The sequence below is a fragment of the Sphingomonas morindae genome (genome assembly GCF_023822065.1).
Taxonomy (GTDB): domain Bacteria; phylum Pseudomonadota; class Alphaproteobacteria; order Sphingomonadales; family Sphingomonadaceae; genus Solisphingomonas; species Solisphingomonas morindae.
The window spans coordinates 2,581,757-2,601,930 of sequence record NZ_CP084930.1; the positions used below are offsets into that span (position 1 = coordinate 2,581,757).

The 20,174-nt window shown below is 71.3% G+C and carries 20 protein-coding genes; 8 read left to right on the plus strand and 12 right to left on the minus strand.

Annotation, left to right across the window (positions count from 1 at the left end; all coding sequences use genetic code 11):
• Positions 1 to 9 precede the first annotated feature (9 nt).
• The 4 genes from LHA26_RS12630 to LHA26_RS12645 are packed head-to-tail and all read left to right on the plus strand — an operon-like array spanning position 10 to position 3,735.
• Positions 10 to 1,173: an aminotransferase class I/II-fold pyridoxal phosphate-dependent enzyme gene (locus LHA26_RS12630; protein WP_252165955.1), complete on the plus strand. Its 1,164-nt coding sequence runs from the start codon at positions 10 to 12 to the stop codon at positions 1,171 to 1,173.
• The gene (locus LHA26_RS12635) at positions 1,170 to 1,901 is read left to right on the plus strand and encodes a methyltransferase (protein ID WP_252165956.1); all 732 of its coding nucleotides are present in this window, start codon (positions 1,170 to 1,172) and stop codon (positions 1,899 to 1,901) included. The genes LHA26_RS12630 and LHA26_RS12635 overlap by 4 nt, the downstream gene beginning before the upstream one ends.
• Positions 1,892 to 2,503, plus strand: coding sequence for a dethiobiotin synthase (gene bioD, locus LHA26_RS12640; protein ID WP_252165957.1), 612 nt, complete (start codon positions 1,892 to 1,894; stop codon positions 2,501 to 2,503). The genes LHA26_RS12635 and bioD overlap by 10 nt, the downstream gene beginning before the upstream one ends.
• Positions 2,500 to 3,735, plus strand: a complete 1,236-nt coding sequence (locus LHA26_RS12645; protein ID WP_252165958.1) for an adenosylmethionine--8-amino-7-oxononanoate transaminase — start codon at positions 2,500 to 2,502, stop codon at positions 3,733 to 3,735. Before bioD ends, LHA26_RS12645 begins: the two co-directional genes overlap by 4 nt.
• A gap of 12 nt (positions 3,736 to 3,747) precedes the next feature.
• On the opposite strand, the gene LHA26_RS12650 is transcribed toward LHA26_RS12645, so the two are convergent.
• The 5 genes from LHA26_RS12650 to purM all read right to left on the minus strand — a co-directional run bounded on the left by LHA26_RS12650 (position 3,748) and on the right by purM (position 8,407).
• Positions 3,748 to 5,289 carry an MFS transporter gene (locus tag LHA26_RS12650; protein WP_252165959.1) on the minus strand — a complete coding sequence of 514 codons (1,542 nt, stop codon included), beginning with the start codon at positions 5,287 to 5,289 and terminating at the stop codon, positions 3,748 to 3,750.
• A 103-nt stretch (positions 5,290 to 5,392) separates the two neighbouring features.
• Positions 5,393 to 6,070: a monofunctional biosynthetic peptidoglycan transglycosylase gene (mtgA, locus tag LHA26_RS12655; protein WP_252165960.1), complete on the minus strand. Its 678-nt coding sequence runs from the start codon at positions 6,068 to 6,070 to the stop codon at positions 5,393 to 5,395.
• A gap of 9 nt (positions 6,071 to 6,079) precedes the next feature.
• On the minus strand, positions 6,080 to 6,697 hold the full coding sequence (locus LHA26_RS12660) for a hypothetical protein (RefSeq protein ID WP_252165961.1): 618 nt from the start codon (positions 6,695 to 6,697) through the stop codon (positions 6,080 to 6,082).
• Positions 6,698 to 6,738: 41 nt separating this feature from the next.
• Entirely contained in the window at positions 6,739 to 7,305 is a 567-nt protein-coding gene (gene purN, locus LHA26_RS12665; RefSeq protein WP_252168385.1) for a phosphoribosylglycinamide formyltransferase, read from the minus strand.
• A 7-nt stretch (positions 7,306 to 7,312) separates the two neighbouring features.
• Positions 7,313 to 8,407, minus strand: coding sequence for a phosphoribosylformylglycinamidine cyclo-ligase (purM, locus tag LHA26_RS12670; RefSeq protein WP_252165962.1), 1,095 nt, complete (start codon positions 8,405 to 8,407; stop codon positions 7,313 to 7,315).
• 59 nt (positions 8,408 to 8,466) lie between these two features.
• Here purM and LHA26_RS12675 point away from each other — a divergent pair, with 59 nt between their 5' ends.
• The 3 genes from LHA26_RS12675 to LHA26_RS12685 are packed head-to-tail and all read left to right on the plus strand — an operon-like array spanning position 8,467 to position 12,639.
• Positions 8,467 to 9,738, plus strand: coding sequence for a heavy-metal-associated domain-containing protein (locus tag LHA26_RS12675; protein WP_252165963.1), 1,272 nt, complete (start codon positions 8,467 to 8,469; stop codon positions 9,736 to 9,738).
• Positions 9,735 to 10,352: an HdaA/DnaA family protein gene (locus tag LHA26_RS12680; RefSeq protein ID WP_252165964.1), complete on the plus strand. Its 618-nt coding sequence runs from the start codon at positions 9,735 to 9,737 to the stop codon at positions 10,350 to 10,352. Before LHA26_RS12675 ends, LHA26_RS12680 begins: the two co-directional genes overlap by 4 nt.
• A gap of 10 nt (positions 10,353 to 10,362) precedes the next feature.
• The gene (locus LHA26_RS12685) at positions 10,363 to 12,639 is read left to right on the plus strand and encodes an RNA degradosome polyphosphate kinase (RefSeq protein ID WP_252165965.1); all 2,277 of its coding nucleotides are present in this window, start codon (positions 10,363 to 10,365) and stop codon (positions 12,637 to 12,639) included.
• A gap of 17 nt (positions 12,640 to 12,656) precedes the next feature.
• Here LHA26_RS12685 and LHA26_RS12690 read toward each other — a convergent pair whose 3' ends face one another.
• The 7 genes from LHA26_RS12690 to LHA26_RS12720 all read right to left on the minus strand — a co-directional run bounded on the left by LHA26_RS12690 (position 12,657) and on the right by LHA26_RS12720 (position 19,147).
• Positions 12,657 to 12,965, minus strand: a complete 309-nt coding sequence (locus LHA26_RS12690; protein WP_252165966.1) for a PilZ domain-containing protein — start codon at positions 12,963 to 12,965, stop codon at positions 12,657 to 12,659.
• Between the two features lie 157 nt (positions 12,966 to 13,122).
• A complete protein-coding gene (locus LHA26_RS12695; protein WP_252165967.1) occupies positions 13,123 to 14,376 on the minus strand; it encodes an N-succinylarginine dihydrolase in 1,254 nt (417 codons plus the stop codon).
• Positions 14,363 to 15,376 (minus strand): arginine N-succinyltransferase, encoded by a 1,014-nt coding sequence (locus LHA26_RS12700; RefSeq protein ID WP_252165968.1) that lies wholly within the window; start codon positions 15,374 to 15,376, stop codon positions 14,363 to 14,365. The genes LHA26_RS12695 and LHA26_RS12700 overlap by 14 nt, the downstream gene beginning before the upstream one ends.
• Positions 15,373 to 16,587 (minus strand): hydrolase, encoded by a 1,215-nt coding sequence (locus LHA26_RS12705; RefSeq protein WP_252165969.1) that lies wholly within the window; start codon positions 16,585 to 16,587, stop codon positions 15,373 to 15,375. Before LHA26_RS12705 ends, LHA26_RS12700 begins: the two co-directional genes overlap by 4 nt.
• Before the next feature lie 54 nt (positions 16,588 to 16,641).
• Positions 16,642 to 17,715, minus strand: coding sequence for a DUF481 domain-containing protein (locus tag LHA26_RS12710; RefSeq protein WP_252165970.1), 1,074 nt, complete (start codon positions 17,713 to 17,715; stop codon positions 16,642 to 16,644).
• Between the two features lie 8 nt (positions 17,716 to 17,723).
• Positions 17,724 to 18,203 (minus strand): RNA pyrophosphohydrolase, encoded by a 480-nt coding sequence (locus tag LHA26_RS12715; protein WP_252165971.1) that lies wholly within the window; start codon positions 18,201 to 18,203, stop codon positions 17,724 to 17,726.
• On the minus strand, positions 18,200 to 19,147 hold the full coding sequence (locus LHA26_RS12720; RefSeq protein WP_252165972.1) for an alpha/beta hydrolase: 948 nt from the start codon (positions 19,145 to 19,147) through the stop codon (positions 18,200 to 18,202). Before LHA26_RS12720 ends, LHA26_RS12715 begins: the two co-directional genes overlap by 4 nt.
• Before the next feature lie 99 nt (positions 19,148 to 19,246).
• On the opposite strand from LHA26_RS12720, the gene LHA26_RS12725 reads away from it, so the two are divergent.
• Positions 19,247 to 20,173 (plus strand): histone deacetylase family protein, encoded by a 927-nt coding sequence (locus LHA26_RS12725; RefSeq protein ID WP_252165973.1) that lies wholly within the window; start codon positions 19,247 to 19,249, stop codon positions 20,171 to 20,173.
• The last annotated feature ends 1 nt before the right edge of the window (position 20,174 follow it).

Sequence of the window (20,174 nt, forward strand, 5' to 3'; positions counted from 1 at the left end):
CTCGCCACCATGGCTGCCCTGACCCATGCCCTTGGCGCCGCGCTGGCGCGGATCGACGATCGACAGGAACGGCGCCGCCTGATCGCCACCGCGCCGGCGGGGCCGGCCCGGCTGCGGCGCGACGCGGCGACGCTGATCGACTTTTCCTCCAACGATTATCTTGGGCTGTCCGCGCATCCGCGGCTGGCCGAGCGCGCCGCCGAATTCGCCGCCCGCCACGGCGCGGGAGCGGGCGCGTCGCGGCTGGTGACGGGCACCTTGCCCGCGCATCTGGCGCTCGAGGCGCGGATTGCGGCGTTCAAGGGCTGCGAGGCGGCGCTGCTCTTTCCCTCGGGCTGGCAGTGCAACGCGGCGGTGCTCGCCGCGCTGCTGCGCGCCGCGCCCGATACGCTGCTGTTCACCGATCGGCTGATCCATGCCAGCCTCCATGCCGGCGCCGCGGGCCACCGCCAGATCCGCTTCCGCCACAATGATTTCGATCATCTCGCCGAACTGCTGGCCACGCATGCCGACGCGCCCGGGCCGCGCCTGATCGTCACCGAGAGCGTGTTCAGCATGGATGGCGATCGGGCCGATCTCGGCGCGCTCGCCGCGCTCGCCCGCGCGCACGACGCCTTTCTCTTCGTCGACGAGGCGCATGCCACGGGGGTGCTGGGGCCGGGCGGCGCGGGGCTTTCGGCCGCACATCCGGGCGCGGTGGATCTGGTGATGGGCACGTTCAGCAAGGCCTTTGGCGCGTTCGGTGCCTATGTGGCCGGCGCGCGCCCGGTGATCGACTATCTGGTCAACGCCTGTGGCGGCTTCCTCTTCTCCACCGCGCCGCCGCCGGCGGTGCTGGGCGCGATCGACGCGGCGCTCGATCTGGTGCCGCAAATGGAAGCCGAGCGCGCGCGGCTGGCGGCGCATGGCGCGCGGCTGCGCGCGGGCCTCGCCGCCGCCGGAATCGATACCGGCGCGAGCAGCACGCAGATCGTGCCCGCGATGATCGGCGATGCCGCCGCCGCGCTCGCCCGCGCCGAGGCGCTCGCGGCGGACGGGCTGCTCGCGGTGGCGATCCGCCCGCCCACCGTGCCGCCGGGGACGAGCCGGCTGCGCATCGCGCTCCGCGCCACCCACGAGCCGGACGATATCGATCGGCTGGTCGATCGGCTGGCGGCCTGGCATCGGCCATGAGCATCGCCGCCGCCTTCGATCGCGCCGCGGGCTATGACGCCGCGGCCGAGGTGCAGGCGCGCGTCGCCGGCGCGCTCGCCACGGAGATCGCCGGGCTGGCGCTGCCGCCGCGCCCACGCGTGCTCGAGATCGGCTGCGGCACCGGCCTGCTCGGCGCGGCGCTGATCGATCGGCTGCCGGGCGCAAGCTGGCGGATGACGGACATCGCGCCCGCGATGGTGGCGCGCGCGCAGGCGCGGTTCGGCCGCCGCCCCGATATCGCCTATGCGGTGATGGACGGCGAGGCGCCTGATCCGGACGGCCGCTATGATCTGATCTGCTCCAGCCTGGCGCTGCAATGGTTCCGCGATCTGCCCGCGGGCGTGGCGCGGCTGCGGGCGCGGCTGGCGCCCGGCGGACGGCTGGTCTTCACCACGCTGGCCGAGGGGAGCTTCGCCGAGTGGCGGGCGGCGCATCACGAGGCTTCGCCCGGCACGCCCGACTATCCCGCGCCGGCCGCGCTCGCCGCCATGGGGCTGCGCGTGACCCTGACCGAGCATCGCGTGCATCATCCCGATGGCCGTGCCTTTGTCCGCGCGCTCAAGGCGATCGGCGCGGGCACGCCGCGTCCCGGGCATCGCCCGCTCGCGCCCGCCGCCTTCCGCGCCACGCTCGCCCGCTTCGAGGCGGCGGGCGCGGTCGCCCGCTATGTCGTCGCCACCTGCATGGGAGAGCCGTCTTGCGCCTGATCGTCAGCGGAACCGATACCGGCATCGGCAAGACGGTGTTCGCCGCCGGCCTCGCCGCCGCGCTCGGCGCGGGCTATTGGAAGCCGATCCAGTCCGGGCTGGAGGAGGGGGCGGATACCGATGCGGTGCGCCGCCTCGGCGTCACCACCACCTTCCCGGAAGCCTATCGGCTGACGGCGCCGCTCTCCCCCCATCGCGCGGCGGAGCTGGACGGGGTGACGATCGATCCCGCGCGGCTGACGCCGCCTGCGGGCGCGGATCCGCTCGTGATCGAGGGCGCGGGCGGGCTGCTGGTGCCGGTGACGCGCGATCTCCTCTTCGCCGATCTCTTCGCCCGCTGGCGGCTGCCGCTGGTGCTGGTCGCGCGCACCGCGCTCGGCACGATCAACCACAGCCTGCTTTCGATCGAGGCGGCGCGATCGCGGGGCATAACGCTGCTCGGCATCGCCTTTGTCGGCGAGGCCAATCCCGACAATGAAGCGACCATCGCCGCGATCGGCCGGGTCCGCCGCCTGGGGAGGCTGCCCTGGCTTGATCCGCTCGACGGACCGAGCCTCGCCGCCGCCTTCGCCGCCGGCATCGATTGCGAGGCCTTCCGGTGAGCGCGGTCTGGCATCCCTTCACCCAGCATGGCCTGGAGGAGCCGATCCCGCTGATCGCGCGCGCCGAGGGCGCCGCCCTGTACACGCGCGAAGGGCGGCGCATCATCGATGCCATCTCGTCCTGGTGGGTGACGACGCATGGCCATGGCCATCCCCATATCGTCGCCGCCATTCGCGACCAGGCCGAGCGGCTCGACCAGATCATCTTCGCGGGCTGGACGCACGAGCCCGCCGAGGCGGTGGCGGCGATGCTGGTGGAGCACATGCCCGCGCCGCTCGCCCATGTCTTCTTCTCGGATTCGGGCTCGACCGCGGTGGAGGTGGCGCTCAAGATGGCGCTCGGCTTCTGGCTGCACCGGGGCGAGCCGCGCCACCGCATCCTGACGCTGGAGCATGGCTATCATGGCGATACCATCGGCGGCATGTCGGTGGGCGCGCGCGGCGTCTACAACCAGGCCTATACGCCGCTGCTGTTCGACGTAGAGACGCTGCCCTTCCCGGCGGGCGACGGCGCGGCGACGTTGTCGTCGCTGGAGCGCGCCTGCGCGGGGCGGCCGGCGGCGCTGATCCTCGAGCCGCTGGTGCTGGGCGCGGGCGGGATGCTCTTCTACCCGCCGGCGGTGCTGGCCGAGATGCGGGCGATCTGCGCGCGTCACGGCGTGCTCTTCATCGCCGACGAAGTGATGACGGGCTGGGGCCGCACGGGCACGCTGCTGGCCTGCGAACAGGCCGGGATCGTGCCGGATATTCTCTGCCTGTCCAAGGGGCTGACCGGTGGCAGCCTGCCCCTGGCGGTGACCATGGCGACACCCGCTCTGTTCGAGGCGCACTGGTCCACGGACAAGGCGCGGATGTTCTTCCACTCGTCGAGCTACACCGCCAACCCGATCGCCTGCGCGGCGGCGCGCGCCAATCTCGAGATATGGCGCGATGAGCCGGTGCTCGAGCGGGTGGCGCTGCTCGCCGAGCGGCAGGCGGCGCGGCTCGCCGGGCTCGGGGGCGTGCGCGCGGCGCGGCGCTGCGGCACCATCATCGCCTGCGAGCTGGGCGGCGCGGGCCGGGATTATCTGGCGGCGATCGGGCCGGCGCTGCTCGCCTTCTTCCGCGAGCGCGACCTCCTGATCCGGCCGATGGGCAACACCGTATATCTGATGCCACCCTATTGCATCGACGAGGCCGATCTCGACACGCTCCACGCCGCCATCGCCGAGGCGGCGGCGCGCTTCGGCTGAGCCGGGCTCGCGTCAGCTCTCATGGCCGCTGATCTCGGCGCCGGCCTCGGGATCGAAGCGGCGGTTGACCAGCACGGCGGTGAGGCTGATCGCCGTCACTGTCCAGAAGGCGACCGTGAAATCGGCGAAGCGCGGGCGGGCGTCGCCATGCAGCGTCATCGCCACGCGCAACGCGATCGCGCCGATACAGATGCCGAGCGAGAGCATCAGCTGCTGGAAGGTGGAATAGAAGGCGGTCGCCTGGCTCATCCGCTGCTTTTCGATCTCGTCATAGGCGATCGTGTTGTAGGCGGTGAACTGGAAGGACATGAGGAAGCCGCAGGCGACCAGCACGGCGAACATCAGCGGCACCGGCCAGCCCGGGCGGAACAGCCCGACCAGCGCATAGCCGAGCGTCGCCAGCACGCCGAGCACCAGCAGCGCGCGCCGGAAGCCGAAGCGCCGCAGCACGCGCTGCGCCGCGCCCTTCATGCCGAGCGAGCCGATCGCGGTGGCGACGGTGATCGATCCGCTCTGCGCGGCGGTGAAGCCGAAGCCCAGCTGCATCATCAGCGGCAGCAGAAAGGGGTGCGCGCCCTGGGTGATGCGCGTGAGCGAGCCGCCGATCACGGAGAGGCGGAACGTCTCGATCCGCATCAGCGACAGATCGAGGATGGGCGCGACATGGCGCCGGGCATGGCGGATGTAGAGCGCGCCGAAGACGAGGCCGATCGCCACCAGCAGCGCGGCGACGCGGCCCTCGCCGGGGCGGCTGGACATTTCGAAGCCGAACAGCAGGCAGCCCAGCGACACGCCGCTGAGGAGAAAGCCGATTCCATCGAAGCGCCGCCCGACATCCTCGCGCACATCGGGGATGAACAGGCTGACCAGCACCACGCCGAGCACGCCGATCGGCAGATTGATCCAGAAGATCCACCGCCAATCGAGATAGGTGACGATGAAGCCGCCGAGCGGCGGACCGATGATGGGGCCGATCAGCGCCGGCACCAGCAGCCACGACATGGCCGACACCATGTCGCGCTTGGCGACCGACCGCAGCAGCACCAGCCGGCCGACCGGGATCATCATCGCGCCGCCCATGCCCTGCACGAAGCGCGCCGCCACGATCGCCTCCAGGCTCGGCGCGAGCCCGCAGGCGATCGATCCGCCGACGAACAGGAGGATCGCGGCCCGGAACACCAGCCGCGCGCCGAAGCGGTCCGCCGCCGTGCCCGAGGCGGGGATGAAGATGGCGAGCGCGAGCAGATAGGCGGTAAGCGCGACGCTCATCGAGGGCGCGCTCACGCCGAAATCGCGCGCCATGGTGGGCAGCGCGGTGGCGAGCACGGTCGCGTCGAGGAATTCCATGAAGAGCGCGCAGGCGACGATCAGCGCGATGGTGCGGTAATTGCCGCTGCTGCGCTCGCCCGCGCCGAGATCGGGCGTGGTGGCGAGATTATCCGCCGCCGGCACGATGCCGTCGCGCGCCTCGGCGTTGATCGAGGCGAGGCCGCGCCGTCTAGGGCGGAGAAAGGATCTAGCTGACAAGAGAGCCAGCCGCTGATGAACCGACATGGGCAAATTCCGTGGGCATCTTGGCCTCTCCGGTTCGGACGCGCGAAACCGACGTGCGTTCCTTTCTGATACCCATATAGGAGCCCGGCGGCGCTTGGCCAGCTTAGCGGCGCAGACAGCCATCCAGATCGTCGCGCCGCACCACCCCGATGCGCGCCGCGATGCGGTTGCCGTAGCGCCGCACATAGCCCGCTGGCGCCACCGCGCCGCGCCTTTTGGGCAGCGGGAAAACGGCCGCCATGCGGGCCGCCTCGCTCGCGCTCATATGGCTGGCATCATGATGGAAATAGCGCTGCGCCCCGGCATTGACGCCATAGGTGCCGATGCCCGTCTCGATCACGTTCAGATAGACTTCCATGATCCGCCGCTTGCCCCAGAGAAGCTCGATCAGCGCGGTGAACCAGGCCTCGAAGATTTTCCGCACATAGGAGCGGCCCTGCCAGAGAAACACATTCTTGGCGGTCTGCTGGCTGATCGTCGAGCCGCCGCGCAGCTTGCGGCCCTGGGCGTTGGCGGCGAAGGCCTTCTGCATCGCCGCCACGTCGAAGCCGTGGTGCAGGCAGAAGCGGCCATCCTCGGCGGCGATCGCCGCGCGCGCCATGGTGGGATCGATGCGCGACAGCGGCATCCAATCCTTGCTGATGCCGCGCCCATCGGCGGCATTGGCCAGCATGGTGAGGGTGACGGGCGGCGGCACCAGCCGGTAGACGAGCACCAGCCCCACCGAGACGAGCACGAAGCCCAGCCCCAGGCGCAGCGACCAGCGGATCAGGCGCAGCATCGCCCGCGCTCAGGGCTTGGGCGCGCCGGCGCGCGCCGTCCACAGCGTGTCGAGCCGGCGATCGGCGGCGGCGCTGCCGGCCGGCGGCGTGCCGATCAGCGACAGGCCGCGCATCCGCACCGCCGCGCCGCGCAGGAAGCGGCCTTCGAGCGCATAGCCGAGATCGTACAGCGCGCGCGCGTGGCGGGGCTGGCCGTCCTCCAGATAGTCGGTCTCGATCAGCACCGGCAGCCGCTCGTCGCCGCGGCTCTCGTCGGGCAGCGCGCGGCGCTTGCGATCGGCCTTGAGCGCATCGGCGAACCAGCCCGCCTCGATCCGCGCATCGCCCGTGGTGGTGGCCGCCGGCAGCTTGAAGGCGGGCGGGAAACGGATCGTCTGGCCCTGCACCACCTGATCGCCGCCAACCGCGGTGAGCGTCAGCGTCGAGCCATCTTCATTGGGGCTGGCGCGCAGCGCGAAGGCGCGCGGCGAATGCGCGCGGGCCGCCTCGATCGCCTTTTCCTGATGCTGCTCACGGCGATCCTGCCAGCTGTTCCACAGGCCCAGGCCCGAGATCAGCACCGCCGCGATCGCCACCGCTTCGCCCACCGTCACCCAGCGCAACCGTGATCTGCGCGTCCCGCTCATGCTCCGCACCTCCTCGCGCCGCGCCGCGGCGCCTTGCAGCCTTAAAGCCCGCGCGCCAGTTCGGCGAGGGCGCGCGGATACAGGCGATGCTCCTCCACCAACACCCGCGCCGCCAGCGTTTCGGGCGTGTCGCCGGCATGGATCGGCACGCGCGCCTGCGCCAGCACCGGCCCGTCGTCGAGCGCGGCGGTGACGAGATGGACCGAACAGCCGCCCTCGGCATCGCCCGCCGCGATCGCGCGGGCATGGGTATCGAGCCCCTTATAGAGCGGCAGCAGCGAGGGATGGATATTCACCATCCGCCCCTCCCAGCCGGCGACGAAGGCCGGCGAGAGGATGCGCATATAGCCCGCGAGCGCGACCAGCTCGACACCGGCCGCCCGCAGCGCGGCGTCGGCCTCGGCTTCCCAGGCGGCACGGCCGCGGCCATCGGGCGCGGGCGCGTGCACCGGCACGCCCGCCGCGCGCGCGATGGCGAGGCCGGGTGCATCGGGCCTGTTGGAGACGACCAGCGCGATGGCATAGGCGTCCTGCTCCGCCTCGAGAAGCGCGCGCAGATTGGAGCCGCGCCCCGAGATCAGCACGCCGACGCGCCTGCGCCCCATGATGCGCGCCTCAGGCGCTGTGGCTGGCGGACCAGGCGTCGCGCGTCGCCCAGCTTTCCGCCGGCCCGGCGACGGTGCAGCCGCGCGGGCCGGCGGCGATATGGCCGATGCGGTGCACCGTCTCCCCCGCCGCCGCCAGCGCGGCCGCCACCGGGGCCGCGCGATCGGGCGCGACCGCCAGCACCATGCCGATCCCGCAATTGAAGGTGCGTGCCATTTCGCCCGGCGCGATCCGGCCCTGCGCCTGGAGATAGCCCATCAGCGGGCTTTGCGGCCAGGCGCCGGCATCGACCTGCGCGTGCAGCCCCTCGGGCAGTACGCGGGGGATGTTCTCCAGCAGGCCGCCTCCGGTGATATGGGCGAGCGCGTGGATTTCGCCCGCGCGGATCAGCGGCAGGAGCGGCTTCACATAGATGCGCGTCGGCGCCATCAGCGCGTCGATCAGCAGCGTCTCGATGTCGAAGGGCGCGGGCCGGTCCAGCTTCCAGCCGCGATCGGCGGCGAGCCGGCGGACCAGCGAGAAGCCGTTGGAATGCACCCCCGAAGAGGCGAGGCCGAGCAGGATGTCGCCCGCCGCCACGCGATCGCCGGTCAGCTGCTCGCCGCGCTCGACCGCGCCGACACAGAAGCCGGCCAGATCATAATCGCCATCGGCGTACATGCCGGGCATCTCGGCCGTCTCGCCGCCGATCAGCGCGCAGCCGGCCTGCAGGCAACCCTCCGCGATCGACGCGACGACGCGCTCGGCGATCGCGCCATCCAGCCGGCCCGTGGCGAAATAATCGAGGAAGAAGAGCGGTTCGGCGCCTTGGACCACGAGATCATTGGCGCACATGGCGACGAGATCGACGCCGACGCCGTCATGCCGGCCGCTGTCGATCGCGAGCTTGAGCTTGGTGCCCACGCCGTCATTGGCGGCGACGAGCAGCGGATCCTTGAAGCCCGCCGCGCGCGGATCGAAAAAGCCGCCAAAGCCGCCCAGCTCGGCATCCGCGCCGGGGCGCCGCGTGGCGCGCGCCAGCGGCCCGATCGCCTTCACCAGCGCATTGCCGGCGGCGATGGAGACGCCGGCCTTCTCGTAGGTATAGCTCTGCTCTTCGTCCATGGCCGGGCGATAGCGACATCGCTCTTGGATTTCCACGGCCAAGTCGCCAGAAGGGCGGGGTGAGCATCGCCGCCCGACTTCCGCTTCCGCCGCTGCGCGCCGCCGCGATCGCCGCCGGCCTCGGCACGCTCGCGCTGGCCGGCTGGTTCGCCACCGCCCAGCTCGCGCCGGGCGAGCGCGGCGTGCCGCCGATCGACAGCTCCTCCAATTTCGAGGTGACGGGCGTCCGGGTGGATATCGCCGGCCGCACCGCCGACGAGGCGCGCGCCGCCGGCTGGCGCGAGGCGCAACGGCGCGGCTGGCGCGTGCTGTGGGCGCGCACCCATGGCGCCGCCCCCGATGCCGCGCCGCGCCTGCCCGATGGCACGCTCGATTCGATCGTGGCCGGGATCGAGGTGGAGCAGGAGCAGATCGGCCCGCACCGTTATATCGCCAGCCTGGCCATCTTGTTCGATCGCGGCCGCACGGGCGGCTATCTGGGCGCGGGCGGCGCGACCCCGCACAGCGCGCCGATGCTCGTGATCCCGATCGAATATAGCGGCGGCGGCCCGCAGAGCTTCGAGGTCCGCACCGCCTGGCAAAAGGCGTGGGCGCGCTTCCGCGCGGGCGGCAGCGCGATCGATTATGTGCGGCCGGTGGGCACGGGCGCCGATCCGCTGCTGCTCCAGCTCGGCCAGACGCGGCGCCCGGGGCGGATCTGGTGGCGGACGCTGCTCGATCAATATGGCGCGGCCGATGTGGTGGTGCCCGAGGTGTGGCTGCGTCGCCGCTATCCGGGCGGCCCGATCTGGGCGCGCTTCGCCGCGCGCCACGGCCCCGATGCGACGCTGCTGGGCAGCTTCGTGCTCACCGCGCCCAACAGCGAGGCGCTGCCCGCCATGCTGGATCAGGGCGTACACCAGCTCGACGTGCTCTATACCGAGGCGCTCGCCGATCATCGCCTCGCGCCCGATCCGTCGCTGACGATCGAGGAGGCGGCGCCGGCGCCCGAGGAGGATCTGATCGCCGACGATGGCGAGGATCCGCTGGCCACGGTGGTGGATCAGTCCGCCACGCCACCACCGGCGACCACCGCCTTCACCCTGCAGGTGGACAGCGCCGATGCCGCCGCGCTGGACCAGGCGCTGGCGGCGCTGCGCAGCGTGCCGGGCGGAAGCGCGCCGACGGTGACGAGCCTCGCGCTCGGCGGCACCTCGATCGTCAGCTTCAGCGCGCCGGGCGATGCGGCGGCGCTGCGGCTGGCGCTGGCGGCGCGCGGCTGGCGGCTGGAAGGCGAGGGCGCGACGCTGCGGATGCGACGCGGCGGCGGCGCGGGCGACGGCCGGCCGTGAACCAGTTCGCGCTGCCGCTCGACTGGCCGGAGGACGAGGGCGACGCGGATTTCATTGTCTCGGACGCCAATGCCGCGGCGATCCGCCATCTCGAACATTGGGCGCTCTGGCCGGTGCCGATCACGCTGTTGACCGGTCCGCGCAAGTCGGGCCGGAGCCTGCTCGGCCGGCTCTTCGCCGCCAAGACGGGCGGCCGGCTGATCGACAATGGCTGGGCGGCGCCCGAGGAAAGCCTGTTCCACGCCTGGAACGCCGCCATGGCGAGCCGCCGGCCGCTGCTGATCGTCGCCGACGCGCCGCCGCCGGCCTGGGCGATCGCGCTGCCGGATCTCGCCTCGCGGCTGGCGGCGAGCCCGCGCGTCGCGATCGCCGAGCCCGACGACGCGCTGCTGCGCGCCTTGTTGGAGCGCGGGCTGGCGCGCCGCGGCCTCGCCGCGCCGCCCGCCGTCACCGACTGGCTCGCCCGGCGGATCGAGCGCAGCTATGTCGCCATCGGCGCGGCGATCGACGCGCTGGATCGGGCGGCGCTGGCCAGCCGGCGCGGCGTCACGCTGGCCTTGGCGCGCGCCGCGCTCGGCGGCGGCGTCATCGAGCCTTCATCGGGGATGGTTTAGGACGAACGCCATGTCTGAAGCAGAACAGCCCCAAACCCAAAGCCTTGCCGAAGCCGAGGCGCGTCTTGTCGCGGCCGAGGCGCTGGTCCCCGCCACGGCGGAGAGCATCGCATCGGCCGCCGCCGACACCCAGGCGCGCCAGAAGTCGGAGGCCGCGGTCGAGCCGGTGGCGCCGCGCCAGCGCTATTTCAACCGCGAGCTTTCGTGGCTGGCCTTCAACGGCCGGGTGCTGGACGAAGCCTGCAACCCCGCCCATCCGCTGCTCGAGCGGCTGCGCTTCCTCTCCATCTCCGGCAACAATCTCGACGAATTCTTCATGGTCCGAGTCGCCGGCCTGCGCGGCCAGCAGATCAACGGCGTCGAGCAGCTCTCCGCCGACGGGCTGACGCCGGGCCAGCAGCTTGCCGCCATCGTCGAAAGCGCGGACCAGCTGATGCTGCGCCAGCAGGACGTGCTCAATGCGCTGCGCGAGGAACTCGCCGCGCATGATTTCCATATCCTCGGCCAGAACGACGTGCCGGACGAGCAGGCCGAGTGGCTGGAGCAGCATTTCCGCGATCAGGTCCTGCCCGTGCTCACGCCCCAGGCGCTGGATCCCGCCCATCCCTTTCCCTTCATCCCCAATAAGGGGTTCAGCCTCGTTTTCGATCTGAAGCGGCTGGCCGATGGCGAGCCGATCCGCGAGCTGCTGATGATCCCGCCGACGCTGCCGCGCTTCATTCGCCTGCCGGGCGAGCGCGCCCGCTATATCGCGGTGGAGGCGGTGATCCGGCGCTTTTCGGGGCTGCTCTTCCCGGGCTATGCGCTGCTCGGCGAGGGCGCCTTCCGCGTCATCCGCGACAGCGATATCGAGATCGAGGAAGAGGCGGAGGATCTGGTCCGCTTCTTCCATACGGCGATCAAGCGGCGCCGGCGCGGCCGCGTGATCCGCCTGCGCATGGAAACGGGCATGCCGGCCGAGCTGGCCGAGCTGGTGACCGAGCAGATCGACACGGGCACCGCGCTCACCTCGTCCCAGGCCACCGGCTTTCTCGGCGTCTGCGATCTGGAGCAGCTGGTCGACGAGAACCGGCCCGATCTGAAATGGCCGCCCTTTACGGCGCGCTTTCCGGAGCGGATCCGCGAACATGGCGGCGATTGCTTCGCCGCGATCCGCGACAAGGATATCGTCGTCCACCATCCCTATGAAAGTTTCGAGGTGGTGATCGCCTTTCTGCGCCAGGCGGCGCAGGATCCGGACGTGGTGGCGATCAAGCAGACGCTGTACCGCGCCGGCAAGCAATCGGCGATCATCCGCGCGCTGATCGACGCCGCCGAGGCGGGCAAGTCGGTCACCGCCGTGGTCGAGCTCAAGGCGCGGTTCGACGAGGAACAGAATATCATGTGGGCCGCCCAGCTGGAGCGGGCCGGCGTGCAGGTGGTGTACGGCTTCATCGACTGGAAAACGCACGCCAAGATTTCGATGGTCGTGCGCCGCGAGAATGGCCAGTTCCGCACCTACTGCCACTTCGGCACGGGCAATTACCACCCGATCACGGCGCGCATCTATACCGATCTGAGCTTCTTCACCGCCGATCCCGTGATCGGGCGCGATGCGGCGCAGGTGTTCAACTATATCACCGGCTATGTCGAGCCGCAGCATCTCGGCGCGGTCACCATCTCGCCGCACGGCCTGCGCGAGACGCTGGCCAATATGATCGATGCCGAGATCGACCATGTCCGCGCCGGCCGCCCCGGCACCATCTGGGCGAAGATGAATTCGCTCGTCGATCCCGCGATCATCGAGAAACTGTATCGCGCCTCGGCGGCGGGGGTGCAGATCGATCTGATCGTGCGCGGCATCTGCTGCCTGCGGCCGGGGGTGCCGGGGCTGAGCGACAATATCCGCGTCAAATCGGTGATCGGTCGCTTCCTCGAGCATAGCCGCATCCTCTGCTTCGGCGACGGCCACGCCCTGCCGAGCAACGAGGCCAAGGTGTTCATCTCCTCGGCCGACTGGATGCCGCGCAATTTCGATCGGCGGGTGGAATATATGCTGCCGATCACCAACGAGACGGTGCACGAGCAGATTCTCGGCCAGGTGATGGTCGCCAATCTGATCGATACCGAGCAGAGCTGGACGCTCAACGCCGATGGCAGCTACACCCGCGTCACCAACGCGGGCGGCAAGCCGTTCAACCTGCATCGCTATTTCATGACGAACCCGTCGCTGTCCGGGCGCGGCGCGGCCTTGCGCAAGTCCGAGGGCGTGCCCCGGCTCAAATTGCGGCGCGGCGGCGTATCCTGACGCCGCCGCGCGGCGGGTCAGCTGGCGAGATGCTGCTGGCCCCGCATGGCGATCTCGCCCGAATCGATCGGCTTGTCGAAGGCGACGCCGAAGCGGTTGCCATCCACCCAGGCGGCGCGGCCGGGGACGGCGAGCGTGCCGCAGCGCAGCGTCACCGGCTCGCCGGGCACCGGCACCTGATCGCAATCCAGCTTGGCGCCGGTCTGCGAGATGTTGAGCAGATGGACGCGGCGGCGGCCATCCAGAAAATCCATCTCGGCCGACAGTAGCAGCAGCTGACGACGCCGCTCGCGCTTGTCGGTCGGCAGCTCAAAACTCTTGGACATCTCAGGTCCCCACCCGATGCTATGCATGATCCCCTCGCACCACCGGCTTAATGGCTCGTAAAGAGCCGAGGCAGAGCGGCGGTGATCGAAACGGGACAAGGTGTCCCAAGTGTAAGCAGCTGATTTGAATTTACTTAAGCGCGCGCTGTGGCAGCCCCTAAAGGAGAGATCCGAGGTCGAGCGCCTCGAGCAGCGCGGCGCGCGCGGCGATCGCCTCGGGCCAGGCGCCGCGCGCGGGCAGCGTCTCGGGATCGAGTCGCTCGGGCCAGTGCGCCGCGATCACGGCGGCGATCGCGTCGAGCCGCGCCTCGTCCATCAGAAAGCGCGGATCCACCGTCGAAGGATCGCACACGACGCGCAGCCGCAGACAGGCCGGGCCGCCGCCATTGGCCATGGATTCGCGCACGTCCACCGGCACCAGGCGGCGGATCGGGCCATTGCCGGCCACCAGCGCCTCCAGCCATTGCCAGACGCGCGGCAGGTGCTGCGCTTCCTCGGGCAGGATCAGCGCCATGCCGCCATCCGCCAGGGTGACGAGCTGGGCGTTGAACAAGTAGCTCGCCACCGCGTCGGCAAGGCTGATCGCCCCGGCCGGCACCTCGATGATCTCGACGCCGGGCACGCGCGCGCGCAAGGCCGCGTAGAAGCTCTCCTTGTCGTCGAACGCCTGTTCGTGCGTGAAGAGCACCGGCCCGTTGGCGACGGCGACCACGTCATTGTGGAAGGCGCCGGCGGCGATCGCCGCCTCCGACTGGCGCACGAAGAGCGGCGCGGTGACGCCATGGCGGCGGGCGACGGCGAGGCTCGCCTCGCGATGCTGACGCGCGGGGAACGGGCCACCCGCCTCGCCATACACGAACACCTCCACCCCCGGCGCATCATGGGCGGGGCAGAGCCGCATATGATTGGCGGCGCCTTCGTCGCCAAAGGGCGGGGGCACCGGACCGTGGACGGCGAAATGGCGTTCGTCGGCGAAGGCGAGCCGCAGCTGCGCCAGCGTCTCGGGCCATTCATGGCTGCGATGCGCCATGGTGACGAGATTGGCGACGCTCAGATGGCAGCGCCCGTCGGCGGTATCGGGCGCGGGCGAGACGGTGGCGGCGTTGGCCGCCCACATGGCGGAGGCCGAGCTCGCCACCGGGCAGAGCGGGCCGGCGTGCGCCGCGTCGGTGCCGAGCGCGGCGAGCCAATCCGGGTTGGGGCGGCGGTGCGGCAGCAAAATGCCCTGACGCAGGCCGAGCCGGAGATTGGCGCGCATCTTGGCGATGCCCTGCAGCGCGGCGGCGCGCGGGCGCGACGCCGCGCCGGCATGTCGGGTCGCCGCGAGATTGCCGAGGCTGAGCCCGGCATAATTGTGCGTCGGCCCGACAATGCCGTCGAAATTGATCTCGACCATCTCAGCGCGCGACATGCAGCACCTCCTCGCCCGGCGCCGCGCCGAGCAGCGCCGCCCCCTGCGGATCGAGCGCGATGCCGTCCTCGCGGGCGCTGACGAGCGCCTGCACCACGCGGAATGTCTCGAGCCGGCCGGCGGCGACCAGCGCATGGCTGCCGCCCTCGCCATCGCCCGCCACCAGCCGCGCCGTCTCAGCGTTGCGCACGGTGCGGATCGAGTCGGTCGCGGCCGCCATGGTCGGGCCGCCGTCGAAAATGTCGATATAGCCCTCGTGCGAGAAGCCCTCCACCTCGAGCATCCGCATCGCCGCGCGGCCGGTGGGATGGGGCAGGCCCATCACGTGGCGCGCGCTTTCGGGGAGCATGGCGGTGTAGATCGGGTGCTTTGGCATGAGATCGGCGATGAACTGGTTGCCGTGAACGGCATTGAACTGATCGGCTTCCTGAAAGCTCATGCCGAAGAATTTGCCGGCGAGCCCGTCCCAGAAGGGCGAGCCGCCCGCCTCGTCGATCACGCCGCGCAGCTCGGCGATGACGCGGGCGGTGAAGCGCGCACGGTGGCGGCGGATGAAGAGATAGCGCGCGCGCGCCAGCAGCTGGCCGAGCCCGCCGGCCCGTTCGCGTGGGTGGAGGAACAGGCCGCCCACTTCGGACGCGCCCTCCAGATCGGTGGTGAGCGACAGCATCTCGGCGCGGAAGGTGCGGCCCAGCTCGCGGCTGGACTGGGTGAGCGTGCCGAGCCGGTAGCTGTAGAAGGGCCAATGCTGGCCGATCTGCGAGAAGACCTGCGCCGTGCCGCGCACCTGGCCCGTCTCGCACTCCTCGAGCATGAGCACGTAGAGATCGTCGCCCGGCCCATCCTCGCTCTTGGCATAGGCGGCGGCGGAGCGGCCGAGCCGTCCCGCGAGCGCGTCGCGGTCGGGCGGCAGGTTGGTGAAGCCGCCGCCGGTCAGCTTGGCGAGCTCGTACAGCGCATCCAGATCGTCCGGGCGGGCGGCGCGCACGCGGAAGCTCATGCCAGGCCTCGCTCTGCCAGGCTCAGCAGGATCAGGCCGGTAAGCCGGGCCCGTTCGGAAAGCGACGCGGGGATCAGATATTCCTCCTCCGAATGGATGGCGCCGCCGCGCACGCCCAGCGTATCCACCACCGGAACGCCGCAGGCGGCGATGATATTGCCGTCGCACACCCCGCCCGAGGGGGCCCAGCCAATCTCCTGGCCCAGCGCGGCGCCACAGGCGCGCACCAGCGCCAGCAGCCGCTCGGCGCCGGCGTCCAGCGGCTTGGGCGGACGGGCGAAGCCGCCATGGCAGGTGATCGACACCTGATGCGCCGCCGCGACATCGGCGATGGTGGCGGCGAGCAGCGCTTCCGCCTCGGCCTGGCGCGCCGGCGTGGCGGGGCGCAGATTGACGCGTAGCACCGCGCGATCGGGCACGACATTGGTGGGGCCGCCGCCATCGATGCGCGCCGGATTGATGCTGAGCCCGGGCGCCGCCGCGCGGGCGAGGCGCAGCGCGCAATCGGCGGCGGCGACGAGCGCGTTGCGGCCGTCTTCCGGATTGCGGCCGGCATGGGCGCTGCGCCCCCGCACCACCAGCGCGAGATTGCCGCTGCCCGGCCGCGCGCCCGCCAGCGTGCCGTCCGGCCGCGTCGCGGGCTCGAAGGTGAGCGAGGCGCATTTGCCGCGCGCGGCGGAGCGCAGCAGCGCGGCCGAGCCCTGCGAGCCGGTTTCCTCATCCGAATTGATCACCAGCTCATAGCCGATCCGGGCGGCGAGCGGGCTGGTCTCCAGCCCCGTCAGCGCGGCCAGCATCACCGAGAGGCCGCCCTTCATATCGGCCACCCCCGGACCGTTGACCAGCCCGTCCGCGCGAATCCGGCAGGTCTGGAAGGGGCTGTCGGCGGGGTAGACCGTGTCCATATGGCCGGTGAGCAGCACCTGCACCGGCGCGTCCGGCCGGACGCGGAGATGCAGATGCGCACCGCGCGCCACCGTCACGATCTCGCCCGTCGCGGACACGCTCTCCACCGGATCGGCGGGCACCAGCGCCAGCGTGCCCGGCAGACCGGAAAAGGCATCGGCGAGGCGGGCGGCCTGGGTGGCGAGGCCGGGCAGATTATCCGTGCCGCTGTTGATCGCCGCCCAGGCGAGCGTGCGCTCGAGCAACGGCTCGGCCGCCATCCTCTCCAATGCCGCGCGCGTGGCGCGTCCCATCCCCTCGACCATGAACCCGTCTAGCGCGCCGCATCCCGCCGGGCAAATCGACCCGCCGGGCCCTTGTCAGAAGTCGTACACCAGCGAGACACGGCTCAGCGTGTTGGCGTTCTTGGACACGTCGGGCGTGTCCTGCTCATAGGTGAGCGTGTAGGAGAGGCGCGCCTTGAGCGGCCCGATCAGCCGGCTGTCGAGCGAGGTGGTGGACGAGATATTGCTGTTGCGACGCTCCAGATACAGCGCGCTGTCGCTGTTGAGCGTGAGCCAGCTGCTCGGCTTCCACACCAGGCTGACCGAGCCGCGCGCCGCCGCCGACCAGCGCGGATCGGCATCGATATAGACGGTCCGCCGCGCCGCCGGGCCGCCCTCGATGTCCAGCTTGAACCGCGGACCGGGGAAGAGCGTGTAGCCAAGGCCGGGGCCCGTTGTGTAGCGCTGGTCATAGCCCAGGAAGCGATCATGCTCGAACTGGGCGATCCCGTAGAAATAGAGCCGCTCGGTCACCTTGTAGCGCGGCTGGTACGAGGCGACGATGCGCTCGGTGGTGGCGATGCCGTCCGTTTCGGCATAGTCGGCGCGGGCGGTGAGCGCGTGCCGCCAGCGCAGCCCTTCCTTATTGGCCTTGAACGCGCCGTACAGGCCCACGGCGCGGCTGTTGCCCGTGGCGAGCGAGGCGCCAAGCTCGGCCTCGCCCTTCCAATTGTCGAGGAAGGTGGCGGCGGCGAGCGCATCGGCCTTTTCGCGCGCGTCGGCGGCCTTCTTCTCGGCGATCTTGGCCTCATTCTCGGCGCTGAGCGCATCGATCTGGCCGCCGCCGGAAGGATACATGTCGCGCGCCAGCTTGGCGACGGCGGCGAAGCTTTCGGGCGATCCGTCCGCCATCGCGCGTTCCAGCAGCGCGCGGGCGGCCGGCGGCAGCGCCATGGCGTTGGGGCTGGGCGGGGGCGGGATCAGCAGCGTGAGCAGCGGCAGCCGGCGCTCCTCGGGCGCGGGCTCGGCGGCGGGCGGCGGCGCCAGCCACAGGATCGGCACCTCGGGCTCGGGCCGGGCGAGCGCGCTCTCCTCCTGCGCGTGCGCGGCCGCGCCGGCGCACGTCGCCGCCAGCGCCGCGAACGCGCGGCCGGTGCGGATTCGCTGCATCGGCCGGATCAGGCCGCGCGCGGGATCAGCGGCGCGAGCGCGGCCACCACATCCAGATAGAGCTGGCGCTTGAACGGCACGATCATATCGGCAAGCTCGGCCGGATCGGCCCATTTCCAGGCGCGGAACTCGGGATGGGGCATGTCGAGCGTGATGTCCGTGTCGGCGCCGAGGAAGCGCATCAGATACCAGATCTGGCGCTGGCCGCGATAGCGGCCCTTCCACACGCGGCCGATCAGATCGGGCGGCAGATCGTATAGAAATTCCTGCGGCGCCCGCGTGATGATCTCCACCAGCCGGGCGGGGATGCCGGTTTCCTCCTCCAGCTCGCGCAGCGCGCCCGCCTGCGCATCCTCGCCGGGATCGAGGCCGCCCTGCGGCATCTGCCACGCCTCGATCGTGGTATCGATCCGCTGGCCGACAAAGACCTTGCCGGCGCGGTTGACCAGCATGATGCCGGCGGCGGGGCGATAGGGCAGGTCGGTCATGGCCGCAGCTCCGCGATCAGCGCCCCGAAGGTCGCGAGATGGGCGTGGAAATCCTGCTGGGCCGAGGGGATCGCCTTGCGCAGGTTGATGAAGCCATGAATCGTGCCGGCCGCCTCGCGATAGCTGACCGCGACGCCCGCCTGCGCCAGCCCGGCGGCATAGGCGCGGCCCTGGTCGCGCAGCGGATCGAGCCCGGCGGTGGTGATCAGCGCCGGCGACAGCCCGGCCAGATCGCCCGCCAGCGGCGAGGCGCGCCAATGGCCGGGATCCGGGGCATAGCTGTCCGCGAACCACTGGATCCCCTCGTGCGTGAGGAAATAGTCGCGCGCGAAGGCGGCGTGCGACGGGTAGCGGCGGCCGAGATCGGTGGCGGGGTAGATCGCCCAATGCGCGCGCACCGGCAGCGCCGCCGGCTCATCGCGCAGCGCCATGGCGGTGACGATGGCGAGATTGCCGCCCGCGCTGTCGCCGGCGAGCAGCAGATCCGTCGGCCGCAGCCCCAGCGCCTCGGGCGCGGTCGCCACCCAGCGCGCGGCGGCCTCGCAATCGTCGGGTCCGGCGGGCCAGGGATGTTCGGGCGCGAGCCGATAGTCGACCGAGATCACGGGCAGATCGAGGCGGCGCGCCATCTCGGCGCAGGGCGGATCATAGCCGTCGAGATCGCCCAGCACCCAGCCGCCGCCATGATAGAAGAGGATCACCGGTCCGGGCGCGCGCTCGATTCGCGCATCATAGAGGCGCAGCCGGATCGGGCCGGCGATGCCCGGCATCTCCAGATCGCGCATCACGGCCAGCGGCCCGGTCTCGAGATCGGCGACGCCGCGCATCGCCAGCGTCATGGCGCGCGCTTCCGGGGCGGAGACCTCCCAGATGCGTGGGCCGGGCAGGGCATTGAGATAGCCGAGAAAGGTTGCGACATCGGGACGTAGTTCGGCGCCGGGCATGGAGACTCCTCGGGAACGCGCACAGCCAAGCGGACTTAGAGGGGCGCAGGGGGTGGTGTCGAGGCGGAAGGCGGCAGAGCGCCCGCGAAAGGAGAGTTGGTGCTGCACATCGTCCATCATCCCGATTATGTCGCGCCCGCGCCGCCGGGCAGCGGCTTCCGCTTCGATAAGTATAGTCGGCTGATGGCCGCGCTGGACGAGGCCGGCACCGGCTATGAGGTGCATGTGCCGGCGCCGATGCCGCGCGTTTGGCTCGAGGCGGTGCACGATCCCGACTATGTCGCCCAGGTGCTGGCGGCGGCGGTGCCGCCGGACAAGGCGCGCCGGATCGGTTTCCCCATCACCCCGCATATCGCGCGGCGCGCCACGCTGGCGCCGGGCGGCACCTGGCTCGCCGCGCTTCTGGCGCTGCGCCACGGCTATGCCGCCAACGGCGCGGGCGGCAGCCATCACGCCCTTTACGATACCGGCGCGGGCTATTGCGTGTTCAACGATCTCGCGCTCGCCGCCCACCGGCTGATCGCGGAGGGCCGCGTGCGGCGGGTGCTGATCGTCGATCTCGACGTCCACCAGGGCGACGGCACCGCCGCGCTCACCGCCGGGCGCGAGGACATCATCACCTTCTCCATGCACGCCGAGAAGAATTTCCCCGCGCGCAAGGCGCAGTCCGATCTCGATATCGGCCTGCCCGACGGGCTCGACGACGACGGCTATCTGGCGCGGCTGGAAGCGGCCTTGCCGCCTCTGCTCGACGCGGCCGTGCCCGATCTCATCCTGTACCAGGCCGGCGTCGATCCGCACGCGGCGGACCGGCTGGGGCGGCTGGCGCTCACCGATGCCGGGCTCGCGGCGCGCGATCGCCTGGTGGTGCGGACGGCGCGCGAACGCGGCGTGCCCGTCGCGAGCGCGCTGGGCGGCGGCTATGGCCAGGATGGCTGGGCGGTGGCGCGCCGCCACGCCGCCTCGATCCGCGCCTGCGCCGCCGCCAACGAGGCCTTCGGGAACGCGCGGCCGGGCGGCGCGTAGG